This is a genomic window from Streptomyces sp. CT34 (assembly GCF_000805335.1).
Lineage (GTDB): Bacteria > Actinomycetota > Actinomycetes > Streptomycetales > Streptomycetaceae > Streptomyces.
In genome coordinates this window covers 4,722,083-4,734,490 of record NZ_KN708638.1, presented here as the reverse complement: position 1 = coordinate 4,734,490, position 12,408 = coordinate 4,722,083, and the positions used below count along the sequence as shown (strand labels likewise).

The 12,408-nt window shown below is 71.1% G+C and carries 11 protein-coding genes; 7 read left to right on the top strand and 4 right to left on the bottom strand.

What is annotated here, in order from left to right:
• Both RZ84_RS20710 and RZ84_RS20705 read right to left on the bottom strand, forming a co-directional pair.
• Positions 1-611: phosphatase PAP2 family protein (locus tag RZ84_RS20710; RefSeq protein WP_063772765.1), on the bottom strand; the 611-nt coding region annotated here is incomplete at its 3' end.
• A 218-nt stretch (positions 612-829) separates the two neighbouring features.
• Positions 830-1,834 (bottom strand): C40 family peptidase, encoded by a 1,005-nt coding sequence (locus tag RZ84_RS20705; RefSeq protein ID WP_043265540.1) that lies wholly within the window; start codon positions 1,832-1,834, stop codon positions 830-832.
• 215 nt (positions 1,835-2,049) lie between these two features.
• Here RZ84_RS20705 and RZ84_RS42355 point away from each other — a divergent pair, with 215 nt between their 5' ends.
• The 7 genes from RZ84_RS42355 to RZ84_RS20675 all read left to right on the top strand — a co-directional run bounded on the left by RZ84_RS42355 (position 2,050) and on the right by RZ84_RS20675 (position 10,257).
• A complete protein-coding gene (locus RZ84_RS42355) occupies positions 2,050-2,172 on the top strand; it encodes a hypothetical protein (protein ID WP_268249826.1) in 123 nt (40 codons plus the stop codon).
• A 235-nt stretch (positions 2,173-2,407) separates the two neighbouring features.
• Complete coding sequence (locus RZ84_RS20700; RefSeq protein ID WP_043265539.1) at positions 2,408-2,716, top strand: hypothetical protein; 309 nt, start codon at positions 2,408-2,410, stop codon at positions 2,714-2,716.
• Positions 2,717-3,358: 642 nt separating this feature from the next.
• On the top strand, positions 3,359-4,213 hold the full coding sequence (locus tag RZ84_RS20695) for a DUF8175 domain-containg protein (protein ID WP_043265538.1): 855 nt from the start codon (positions 3,359-3,361) through the stop codon (positions 4,211-4,213).
• The gene (locus tag RZ84_RS20690; protein ID WP_078894011.1) at positions 4,203-5,525 is read left to right on the top strand and encodes a hypothetical protein; all 1,323 of its coding nucleotides are present in this window, start codon (positions 4,203-4,205) and stop codon (positions 5,523-5,525) included. Before RZ84_RS20695 ends, RZ84_RS20690 begins: the two co-directional genes overlap by 11 nt.
• On the top strand, positions 5,522-7,084 hold the full coding sequence (locus tag RZ84_RS20685) for an SCO6880 family protein (protein ID WP_043265537.1): 1,563 nt from the start codon (positions 5,522-5,524) through the stop codon (positions 7,082-7,084). The genes RZ84_RS20690 and RZ84_RS20685 overlap by 4 nt, the downstream gene beginning before the upstream one ends.
• A gap of 39 nt (positions 7,085-7,123) precedes the next feature.
• A complete protein-coding gene (locus RZ84_RS20680; RefSeq protein WP_043270408.1) occupies positions 7,124-8,605 on the top strand; it encodes an ATP-binding protein in 1,482 nt (493 codons plus the stop codon).
• Between the two features lie 146 nt (positions 8,606-8,751).
• Entirely contained in the window at positions 8,752-10,257 is a 1,506-nt protein-coding gene (locus tag RZ84_RS20675) for a type IV secretory system conjugative DNA transfer family protein (protein ID WP_241778078.1), read from the top strand.
• A 251-nt stretch (positions 10,258-10,508) separates the two neighbouring features.
• On the opposite strand, the gene RZ84_RS20670 is transcribed toward RZ84_RS20675, so the two are convergent.
• Positions 10,509-11,168, bottom strand: a complete 660-nt coding sequence (locus tag RZ84_RS20670) for a TetR/AcrR family transcriptional regulator (protein WP_052230057.1) — start codon at positions 11,166-11,168, stop codon at positions 10,509-10,511.
• On the bottom strand, positions 11,165-12,226 hold the full coding sequence (locus tag RZ84_RS20665; protein ID WP_241777786.1) for a saccharopine dehydrogenase family protein: 1,062 nt from the start codon (positions 12,224-12,226) through the stop codon (positions 11,165-11,167). The genes RZ84_RS20670 and RZ84_RS20665 overlap by 4 nt, the downstream gene beginning before the upstream one ends.
• Positions 12,227-12,408: the final 182 nt, after the last annotated feature.

The window sequence follows — 12,408 nt, the reverse complement described above, 5'->3', positions numbered from 1 at the left end:
GGGCCCCGCCCCAGCCAGGACAGCCGCGACCGGCAAACCGCGCTCGCCGGCGGGCCCAGCACCGCCTGCGCGAGCGGCGCCAGCAGCAGCGCGACGGCCGTACCGAGGGCGAAGCCGCCGATGACGTCGGTCGGGTAGTGGACGCCCAGGTAGACCCGGCTGAAGCCCTCCAGCAGCGCCAGCCCGATCCCGATCAGGCCGTACCTGCGGTGCGCGATGAACAGGCCGACGCCGACCGCCATGGTGAGCGTCGCGTGGTCGCTGACGAACGAGAAGTCGGTCTTGCCGGGGATCAGCACGTCGAGTCCGGTGTGGTCCTTGAACGGGCGCGGGCGCTCGACGAAGCCCCGGATCGGGATGTTGGCCAGCAGTGCCAGCCCGGCGGCCAGTGGCGCCCAGACCAGCCCGGCGATGGTGGCCGGGCCGTCCGGCCTGCGCCGGGCGGCCCACCAGGCGATCAGACACAGCACCGCGAGGGCGGCGACGATGCCGTACTCGCCGAGAAACTCCATCGCGCGATTGACCCAGTGCGGGGCACCCTTCGCAAGGCCGTTGATGCCGTCGAGCACGTCGACGTCAGGGTTCGGCCCCTCCAGTGCGAGTCCAGCCATCTGACGTGGCCCCTTATCTTTCGCGCGCGCGAGCGCCGTGGTGTGCTGCCAACCCCCGTTGCCCGTCCTGTGGTCGTCGAGCGCGGGCCGCCTGCGAGCCCTGCCGCGTTCCCACGCCAGGGAAACGCGCCGTCCACCCCCGGCGTTCCACTCTCCACCGGATGATCACCAGGACGTTATCGAAGCTTGACCCGTCCTCGCAGTTCAGGGCCTTATGTTCACGCAGCGTCCCCGCTGGGGAGTGCTTTTGCGCCATCGGACGTGACGCGGGTGGCGCCGATGTAGTCCGGTGTGTCGATCTTGTCGAAGCGGATCACCGCCCCGGTGTACGGCGCGTCGATCATGTACCCGCCGCCCACGTAGATCCCCACGTGGTGGATGGACCGCGGATCGTTCAGGTTGTTCGCGAAGAACACCAGGTCCCCCGGGAGCAGTTCGTTCCGGCTCGGGTGCGGCCCGGCGTTCCACTGGTCGTTCGCCACCCGCGGCAGCTCGATGCCCACCGAGTGGTACGCGGCCTTCGTCAGCCCGGAGCAGTCGAACCGCCCGCCCTGGTCCGCCGTTCCGTCGCCGCCCCACCGATAGGGCGTGCCCAGTTTCTCCTGCGCGAAGTAGATGGCCGCCGCTGCCTGCCGGGAGGACGCCACCGGCCCGGTCGGCGCCTCGAAGCTCTTGGCCAGCGTCGTGATCGTCTTCACGTAGCCCTGCGTCTCGCCGTACGGCGGCACGCCGTTGTACTGGATGACGCGGTACGCGCCCGCGTTGTACGCCGCGAGCATGTTCTCCGTCGCGTTGCCCGGCGCGTCCTTCACATAGCGCGCCAGCTCGCAGTCGTACGAGGCCGCCGACGCGATCGCGTCGGCCGGGTCCCAGATGTCCTTCTTGCCGTCGCCGTCCCCGTCGACGGCGTGCGCCGCCCAGGTCTCCGGGATGAACTGGGCGAGCCCCTCCGCACCGGCCGGACTCTGCGCCCGTGGATTCCAACCGCTCTCCTGGTAGAGCTGCGCGGCCAGCAGCGCCGGATTGATCGCCGGGCAGAGGCTGCCCCACTTCTGCACCATCGGCTGGTACGCGGCCGGCACCGCCCCCTTCGCCAGCCCGACCACCCGCCCCGCGGCCCCCGCCAGCCCCGCCGCCGCACCGTACGTACCGATCACGAGCAGCCCGATCAGGCAGAGCAGCAGCCCCACCCCGATCCCGCCCGCCATCCAGAATTTCCGCACCCCCCAACCCTCCCCCATCCAGGCCCGGTTCACAGCGGTTTCGACGCGCTCCGCGCCAGTTGCCGCCGCACCGCGGCGCACCCGGCGGCGCACGGGGCGGCCCGGGGGGCGCTGTCCAGAAGGTGCGATTCCACACATCCCCGTACACCCCCGTACACCGCCGCCACCGGATGAGCGAGACTGCACGTACGACGACGCGAGACAGGGCGGAAGCAGTGGACCCCAACAATCCGAAGCAGCAGAGCCGGCACCTCTGGTTCCGGGTCGGCTATTTCCTCTTCGCCATCCACCTGGTGGCGCTCCTCATGATCTTCGCGATGTCGCACGCCCCCAAGTAGACCGATATCCGGTATCCGGCGATCATTGCTCAGCGTTATCCGCCGTGATACACACGGTGAGACAATGGGGCCCACGGGCGGTGCGCGCCTCCCCGCACACGCCACTCCCACGGGATCCGTCGAAGAAAGCCGCCGAGTCGCCGTCCGACGGCGACTTTGTCAGCGAAGATAGAGACCGATCCGCGCCGTGCGGCGCGGGCACGCAACTACCCATAATAGGGCGGTGAGTTCACACATGTTCATGGCGGCCTCAAAAGGCGACATCACCACCATCATCGGCGGAATCGCCCCGGACTGGGGGCCGTTCGGAAGTCTGGGCAACGAGGCGCGCGTCATGGTCGAAGTGATCATGGCGGTCGCGATCCTGCTCTGCCTCGGCATCGCCATCTGGGGCGCGGCCAAGCAGCGCATCGGTGCCACCGCCCTCCGCGACACCTTCAGCGCCGAACAGGGCAAGGGCCTCATCGTGGCCGGCCTCACCGGCGTCTTCATCATCGGTTCCCTGGGCACGCTGTTCACCATCGTCTACGGCATGGCGGTCTAGCCCTCAACCCACCACCCCCACACCCGACAAGGCGGCCGGGCACCTCGGCCGCCGGACGTCTCCGGCGCCCCCTCAGGTGGGGCCGGGCCCCCACCCCTGCGCCCTGCCCCTCGCCACCGGTCACCACACCGCGCATCCAGGCACGCGCCCGTCCCGGCGCCGCCACCCCTGCGCCCCCGCCCGCCATCTCTCCGCCGCCCCGTGCCCACTCGTACCCCCACAGGTCCCACCTCCCCGCCCGAGGCCCCATGCTGACGCCCCCTCACCCCGGTCCGACGGGCCCCGCGCCACGGTTGCGCCACCCCCGCCACCAGCGCGCCGATTGGGCTGCCCGCGCCGCGGGGACAGGTGGATCCGGGGGCCAGTCCGGAAACAGGTCCGCAGGCGGGTCCGGAACCGCGTCCGGAGTCAAGTGCGGACACCAGCAGGCCGCGGCGGACATCGGGCGGACGATGGGCGCAAATAACCCAGAGTCCCCCATTCGCCGCTGCCGCCCAGCATCTGAGGAACCGTCACCGTGAGATGTACTCGTACCACTTCGCCCGAGTCGCCGCCCGCGCGGCTACGGTCATATGAAGGCGGCACAACAACAGCACGGACGGCGACGGCAGCGGCGACGGCGGCAGAGGGGGCACAGACGCGATGAGCATCGGCGAAGACGGCGGCTACGGCGACGACCGTGGCCCCGGCACGGGCCAGACACGGATCAGACTCCCCGACGGCGAGGGCGACCCCTACAGCGCGGCCCGCCGCTCCCGGACCGGCCTCTCCAGCCGCAACCTCGTCACGATCGTCGGCGTGGTCGTGCTGCTGATCGCGGCCATCGCCTTCGCCAACCGCGGCGGCAGCGGCGACAGCGAGACCGCCGGCGGCTCCGGCGACTCCGCCAACAAGGGCCCGGCCGCCGCCCGGCCGACGGCCCCCACCGGCACGAAGCCGGTCACCGGCAAGAACGGCGGCATCGCGTCGGGCTTCGCCAGGACCCAACAGGGGGCGGAGTCGGCGGCGGCGAATTATGCGGTGGTGTTGGGCTCCGAGCGGATGTTCAAGACCGACAGTCGCCACCAGATCGTGGACGCGGTCTACGCTCCTGAAGCAGCGGCGAAACTCAAGGGTCCACAGGACAAGGCGTACTCCACAGCCTTCCTCAGCAAGCTCGGACTTGATGCTGCCGGAAACGCACCCAAGGGCCAGATGTTCATCTCGCGCACCATCCCTGTGGGCACGAAGGTGCAGAAGCTCAGCGGTGACACGGCCATGGTCGACGTCTGGTACACGGGCCTCATCGGGATGGCCGGAGGCGGCTCCACCGATCCGGTCCGCACCACCTGGAAGACCTGGACCTTCGACCTCACGTGGACCGGCGGCGACTGGAAGGTCGTCAGCGACTCGCAGAAGGACGGCCCGGCACCCATCGCCGGGGATGTTCCTGCATCCACCGCCGACGAGATGAGCAAGGCGGTCGAGCAGTTCGGAGGCTTCACTTATGCCAGGTAGTACGCGCCGCCGCGCGGTCTCCATCGCTGCTTTCCTGACGGGCGTGCAGACGACGCTCTTCATGCTGGCCGCACGAGCCACGGCTGCCCCCACCCCCACCCCCTCACCAAGTGGCAGTAACAAGCCCTGCGACTTGCTCATCGGACCGGCGAAACAGTATTGCCAATCCGGCGACAAACCCGGTTCCGGGGCGCCGAAGTTGCCCACGAACAATCCGCTCGACAACAACCCCCTGGACCCCCTCGACTCGTTGGCCAAAGGGTGTGCGAAAGCCGCCGCATGGATTGTCAACAAGTTGTCGGAGGCGGTGAATGCCACCTCTCAGGTGGATTTCACCAATACCGCGTTCCTGCGCCAGTACGCGGTCGTCTTCGCCGCGTCCACCGTGCTCACGCTCGTGCTGTGGCTGCTCGCCGTCGCCAAGCGGGCGGTGCGCGGGGTGCGGCTCACGGAGGCGATCAGTGAAGCCGTCGGGTTTCTCTGGCTGACGGTGCTGGCGTCCGCCTTCACGCCGTTGATTCTCTACACGGTGGTCTCGGCGACCGACGGGGTCACCGACATCATCGCGAAGGGGACGGGCGCGCAGACCAATACGTTCTTCGGCGCGTTCTCCCAGGCGCTGACCAAGGGAACGGACATCGGCGGCGGGCCGATCATGCTGATCGTGGTCGCGCTGGTCTCCGTACTGGCCGCGGGCGTGCTCTGGCTGGAGCTGGTGATCCGGGCCGCGCTGCTGTACGTGGGTGCGCTGCTGGGGACCGTGGTGTACGCCGGACTGGTCGACAAGAACATGTGGGGGCATGTCCGCCGCTGGGCGGGGATCATGATCGCGGTGATCCTGGTCAAACCGGTGATCGTGATCGTGCTGGGCATCGCCGGGGCGCTGTCCGGCAACAAGGGACCGAACGCGTTCTCGGCCGTGGTGTCCGGACTCGCGATCATTGTGCTGGCGATCTTCGCCAGTGCGGTGATCTACCGCTTCGTGCCCGGATTCGGGGACGAGATGGTGTCGGCGCGGACGAACAAGGGCCGGGCCACGGACGGCAGTCAGGCGGCGGCGATGATCTCGTCGCCGGCGGCGCTGGTGTCGCAGGGGATCAAGACGCACAGTTCCCGCCGGTCCGGCGGCGACGACGGAGGCGTTCCGGCGCAGGGCGGGCAGTCCCGGCCGGCCGACGCGGTGGCCGGCGGGGTCGCCGCGCACGGTTCCCGTACCGGCGGCGGCTCGTCCACGCCCGCTCCGGCGCCCCGTACGAACCCCGGTCCGAGCGGCGCCCGCACCGGCAAGACAGCAGGAGGTGAGGGGCGTTGAGCACGCCGTCCCATCCGATCGCGCCCCGGCGCACCTATTTGATCGGGCGCGCCCGGCCCAACGCCATCGTGGGCAAGAACCGCGAGACCGGCGAGATCGCGCTGATCATCGTGGGGGCGTTCCTGGGGATGATGTGCGGGCTGCTGGTGCCCGCGCTGCCGCTGCGGATCGCCTCGCTGACCGGCTTCCCGATGGTGGGGCTCGCCGCGGTCTATGTGCCGTACAAGGGGCGGACGTTCTACAAGTGGTTTGAGATTCGCCGGAGTTTTCGGCGTACGGTGCGTAATAGGGCGGTTTACCGCTCCGGTGCTGCGGAGGCGGGCGTGCGGCTTGACGGACGGGAAGTGGAGATCGGGCCACCGCCCGGTATCGGGCGGATCAACTGGCTGGCGGCGCCGTTCGGGCCGGACGAGATCGCGGTACTGCTGCACGCCGACCGGCGGACGGTGACGGCCGCCATCGAGATCGAGGGGCCGGGCGTCGGGCTGCGGGACAGCGAGGACCAGGAGGCCCTGGTCGACCGGTTCGGGACGCTGCTCAAGCATGTCGCCAACGGGGACGGGTTCGTGACCCGGTTGCAGATGCTGGCGCGGACGCTGCCCGCCGATCCGGACGCGCATGCCAAGGACGTCGCCCAGCGCGGGGATGCCGAGTCCCCGCGCTGGTTGCAGGAGTCGTACGACCAGTTGCAGTCGATGGTCTCCACCTCCTCCGAGCAGCACCGGGCCTATCTGGTGGCCTGTATGCACTACACCCGCGAGCTGGCCGCCGAGGCGCACGCCATGGCGCGGGCCGCGCGAGCGACCCGCGGCGGGCTGCTGCGCCACAAGCTGGACCGGGACGCGGGTCTCGCGGTGGTGATGGCCCGTGAACTGACCGATATCTGCGCCCGGCTGACGGAGGCGGACATCCGGGTCCGCCAGCCGCTCGGGCAGGCCCGGCTGGCGTCGCTGGTGCACTCGATGTACGACCCGGACCACCCGATCGACCACATCCAGGCGATGAGCCGGCGCAACGCCTGGCCGGCCGAGCTGGACGCGATGGAGCCGACCTATCTCCAGGCCAAGACCCGGGAGTCGTCGACGCGGGCGCCGTGGTGCCACGCCACCGCCTGGATCAAGGAGTGGCCGCTGACCCCGGTGGGCGTCAACTTCCTGGCCCCGCTGCTGGTGCACACCCCGGACGTGATCCGTACGGTCGCGGTCTGCATGGACCTGGAGCCCACCGAGGTCGCCATCGAGCGGATGCTGACGGAGAAGACCAACGACGACGCCGAGGCCAGCCGGGCGGCGAAGATGAACCGGGTGGTGGACCCGCGGGACGTCGCGCACCACGGGCGGGTCGACCAGCGCGGCGAGGACCTGGCGTCCGGCGCGGCCGGGGTCAATCTCGTCGGCTACATCACCGTCTCGTCCCGTTCGCCCGAGGCGCTGGCCCGCGACAAGCGGACCATCCGGGCCTCGGCCGGCAAGTCCTACCTCAAGCTGGAGTGGTGCGACCGTGAGCACCACCGGGCGTTTGTGAACACCCTTCCGTTCGCGACCGGTATCCGCCGCTGAAACGCCGCTGAAGCCCTGGGAGGCGCGTACGTCATGGCCATGCTCGATCCGCTCGGTGCCCTCACCGAGGCCTTCACCAGCTTCCTGTTCGGGAAGGTGGAGACGACGCGGCTGCCCGTACGCACCTCCACCGGCCAGGCGCAGGCGGTCTACCTGCCCACCGCCGCCCCCGGCCTCGGCGACTCCGGCGTGATCATCGGCCGCGAGGTCTACAGCGGCAAGGGCTATATCTACGACCCCTTCCGGCTGTACGGGCAGCAGCTGCCGGCCCCGCACTGGCTGGTCCTGGGCGAGTCCGGCAACGGCAAGTCCGCGCTGGAGAAGACCTATGTCCTGCGGCAGTTGCGGTTCCGCGACCGGCAGGTGGTCGTGCTGGACGCGCAGGGCGAGGACGGCGTCGGCGAGTGGAACCTGATCGCCCAGGAGCTGGGGATAACGCCCATCCGGCTGGATCCGACGGCCGCCCTGAACGGCGGGATCCGGCTCAACCCGCTCGACCCGTCCATCACCACCACCGGCCAGCTGGCCCTGCTCCGGACGATCATCGAGGTCGCCATGGGGCACGGCCTGGACGAACGCTCCGGCTTCGCGCTGAAGGTCGCGCACGCCGCGGTGCTCAGCGACCACGAGGGCGCGGAGGACGACGGCGAGGACGCGGGCGACGAGGCGGGCGACCGGCCGCGGCGCGGGCGGCAGCCGGTGCTCACCGACATCGTCGAGCAACTGCGGCACCCCGAGCCGGCCTCCGCCGAGGCGATGAACGTCGACATAGACGACGTCCGCGCCTGGGGTCTGGACGTGGCGCTGGTGCTGGACCGGCTGGTCGACGGCGACCTGCGCGGCATGTTCGACGGCCCGACGACGGCCGGCATCGACCTGGACGCGCCGCTCATCGTCTTCGACCTGTCGCACATCGACCGCAACTCCATCGCGATGCCGATCCTGATGGCGATCGTCGGTGTCTGGCTGGAGCACACCTGGATCCGCCCGGACCGCAAGAAGCGCATCTTCCTGGTCGAGGAAGCCTGGCACATCATCAACTCCCCGTTCGTGGCACAGCTCTTCCAGCGGCTGCTGAAGTTCGGCCGACGGCTGGGTCTGTCGTTCGTGGCGGTGGTCCACCACCTCAGCGACGTGGTCGACGGGGCGGCGGCGAAGGAGGCCGCGGCGATCCTGAAGATGGCGTCCACCCGCACCATCTACGCCCAGAAGGCGGACGAGGCGCGGGCCACCGGGCGGGTGCTCGGCCTGCCCCGCTGGGCCGTGGAGATCATCCCGACGCTGACCCCCGGTATCGCCGTCTGGGATGTCAACGGCAACGTCCAGGTCGTCAAGCACCTCATCACCGAGGCCGAGCGCCCGCTGGTCTACACCGACCGGGCGATGACCGAGTCCTCCGCCCTGCCGACGGACGAGGCGCGGGCGATCTCCCTGGCGGCGGACGCGGAGGCCGAGGCGCGCGCCGAAGCCATCGCGATGGAACGGCAGTTGAGGGACGAGTCGAGCGAGACGGTGGCGTGACGCGCGGATACGACGAGGACGGATACGGCCGCCCGCGGTACGACGACGGCCAGGGCTGGGGCCGGGGCTACCACGGCCCCAGCCACCGCGGCTACGACGAGGGCCCCGGCGGCGACCGGCCCAGAGGCCGGGGCGTCCCCGACTCCCTGCTGGTCGGGCTGGTGGTCTTCCTGCTGGGACTGACCCTGGTGGTGTGGACGGCGACCGGACTGGCCGGGCTGTTCGCGCACGGCGCCTGGCCGGACGGCGTGACGTATCCCGGTACGCCGATGGCGCTGCGGCATCTGGTCTCGGCGCCGCACGACATCACGGCGGCCTGGCCCGGCACCCCGAAGGACCAGCTCCCCGGATACGGCCTGTTCTGGGGGATCTTCATCGGTGAGCTGCTGGTGCTGCTGGTGCTGTCGATCTTCACGCTGGGCACCATCGCCCGCTACCGGGCCGTACGGGCCGCGCGGCGGGCGAAGCGCCACGGGGAGCGGGGCCAGGCACCGGTCACCGCGGACCCGGCGCCCCGGGAGCCCGCACGCGCGGCACCACCGACCGCACCTCCGACCGCACCGCCGGCCGCCCCTCAGGAGACCCCGCCCGCGGAGCCGGCCGCCCCGGCGGTTCCGGCACCCTCGGCGACTGCCGAACCGGACCCCGCCGCCGACCCCGAGCAGCCCGCGCCCGCCGCCCCCGCCACCGCCCCGCAGCCCGCCCCCGCCACGGAACCCGCCCTCCCCCGCGTCCAGTTCGGCAGCGACCGCACGGTCACCCGGGCCGCGGCACTGGCCGTCGCCACCGCCGCCCCCGGCCCGCTGATCGTCGCCACCACCGACCCCGCCCTCTGGTCCGAGACCAAGGACGCCCGCGCCAAGCTGGGCCCGGTACTGGCCTACGACCCCACCCACCGCCTGGACACCCCGGCCCGGCTGCGCTGGTCGCCCACCTCCGGGTGCGAGGACATCGCCACCGCCACCACCCGCGCCACCGCCCTGCTGGCCCCCGTACGCCCGGCGAGCACCCTGGACTCGGCGGTCGCGGACGCCGCGCAGACCCTGCTGCGCTGCTGGCTGCACGCCGCCGCGCTGGACGGCCGCCCGTTCCGCCAGCTGCACCGCTGGGCACACGCCGCCGGCGGTGCGCAGGAGCCGGTGAAGATCCTGCGCACCCACCCCAAGGCGTCCGGCGGCCAGGCGGGCGAGCTGGAGTCGACGCTCACCGCACATGCCGAACGCCGCGAAATGGCAAAAGAGTTGGTCGGACGCGCACTGACCGCACTCTCCTCGATCCACATCCGCGACGCCAGCAATCCGCTGCGATCGGATGCGCTCGTTCTTGAATCATTCATCGCCGAGGGGGGAACGCTTTACCTGGTGGGCGAGTCCATCGAGGACCCGCGCACCGACCCGGGTGCGATGCCCCTGATCACCGCACTCCTCTCGCACGTGGTCGAGCACGGCCGCCGCATGGCCGAACGGTCATCTGACGGTCGGCTCGACCCACCACTCACCCTCGTCCTGGACGACATCGCCGCGCTCGCCCCGCTGCCCGCCCTTCCCGGCCTGCTCGCAACGGGCCGCCGGCTCGGTCTGCTCACCTTTGCCACCATGCGCTCCCGCGAACAGGCCCGCGCCCGCTGGCCCCAGGACCCCCTGCCGACCTGATGTCGGGTCACCTTCCCTCTCCCCCACGCCGGGTGAGGGTGGACGGCCAGCTCCGCCCAGTGCCGGGCGAGAGAGAAGTGGTTGCCGAGCCGGGCAAGATCGATTACCTCGGACATGACGAAACTCCCCCCGCTGTTCCCCACTTGACGAAGCGCCGGCCCACCGCCCACAGACGGCACGGGCCGCCCGGCCACGGGAAGAATTCCGCCCCCGACACCACCGGGCGGCGGTCACACCGCCGCCCCGGCACCTCAGTCGCGGAGCAACTGCACGGCCTGCCGCGCGATCTGGGCATCCATCGCGCCCGACCGGCTCCCGGCGATCCCCGACCTCATCAGGGCCGCCCCCTCGACCAACGCCACGAACGTCTCGGCCCGCGCCCGGCACAGCTCGGCCGACCACTCCGGCCGCCCCTGCTGCACATACGCCTCCACATGGGCCACGTACTTTCGGTAGAACTCCCGGACCACCGCGGCGATCTCGTCGTCCCTCGCCGCCAGCGCCCACACCTCGACATACAGCCGGACCAGCTGCGGATCCTCCTGCTCGGCCAGCACCACCGCCACCACGTCGGCGGGGTTCGCCCGCCCCTCCGGGATCTCGATGGCCGACGGATCGTCCCGCGTCAGCCGCAGCCCTGTCGTCTCCGCCAGCCGCTCCAACGACCGGTCCAGCGCCCTTTCCAGTACGGCCTTTATCAAGTCCGCCCGGGTCGGGAAGTAGTGCTGCAGATGCCCGACCCGCACCCCCGCCTCCCCGGCGATGGCCCGCAACGACGCATCCGCGTTCCCCTTGGCAACCAGCACGGTCTCCGCCGCGTCCAGCAGACTCGTCCGCCGGATACTCCCCGGCCGCGTCAACCGCGACCTGCCGCCGGCGCGCTGCTCGCTCTCCGCGCTCTCCTCGCTCATGACACCGCGACCTCGACCCCCGCCTTCTCCAGCGCCGAGACGACATCCCCCGGCACCGGCGTCATCTCGGGGAACACCACCCCGCCCGGCGCCGCAGCCCCGTCCTCGCCCAGCACCCGGCGCAGCCCCAACAGCCCGCCCAGCGCGGTCAGATGGGCCTGCCCCGCGGTGTCCTTCACCACCGCGGTACGGCGCTCGCCGGCCCGCCCCCGGACATCGATCCGCAGCAGCGCACTGCCGCCCTCGCCCGGCGAGTACAGCATCGACCGACGGGTCTTCTCGAACCGGTCGCCCCGCCCCCACCGGAAGAACCCGGTCCGCTTCACCGCGAGCAGCGTGGACGTGGACGAGTTGGCGCTGAACCCGATCCGGGTGATCGCCGTGTCGACCCCCAGCACCAGCGGCAGCGTGAACTGCTCCGGCGTGTCGATCCGCGCCACCTTCGTACGGTGCTCGCCGATCGCCACGTAACCGGCCCCGGTCAACGGCATGATCATCCGCCGTCGGCCGCCCTCGGTCACCTCGTAGTCCAGCCCCAGCCGGTCCATGAACTCCACCGAGTCGGTACCCGCCCGGTCCTTGAGGTCGTACCGGATGGCGATCTCCACCGCCGACGCCCCACCCAGCTCGGCCGCCAGCGCCGCGGCGACCAGCGCGGTCACCCCGCCCATCCAGCTGGACGACAGCAGCACCGGAGCCTTCGGCGGATGCACCGCCGCCACCGCGGTGGCCCGCTGCAACCGCGCCGTCCACCGGGTGATGTCCACATACGGCACACCCCCTCGGATCGCCGCCCGCAGCACCCGGTCCTCCGGGTCGTTCACCGTGCCGATCACGGCCCGCACCCGCGCCGAGAACGGCTCCGGACCACTCAGGTCCCAACGCCGCACCTCCGCCCCGACCTCATCGGCCAACGCCCGCCCCCTCTCGGGCGTACGCCCCGTGAGCAGCAACGGCCAGGAGGGAGCGGCGAGCCGGGCCAGCGCGCCGCCGACGGTCCCGTAACCGCCGACCACGAGCACCGGACCTGTCACATCAAGCTGGATGTCATCGTCCACACCACAGACACTAGGTCACGCGACCTAGACTCTCAACGCCCGCCTCTGCCGGCCACGTCACATACAGTCGCAACTCCACCCACCGCCGACAGGCCACCGCACCAAAGGAGTTGGGCCGATGCTCATCGAGAACGTCCTCCCCCCGACCGCCATCGGCGAGGACGCCCTCGGCGACCCGCCCC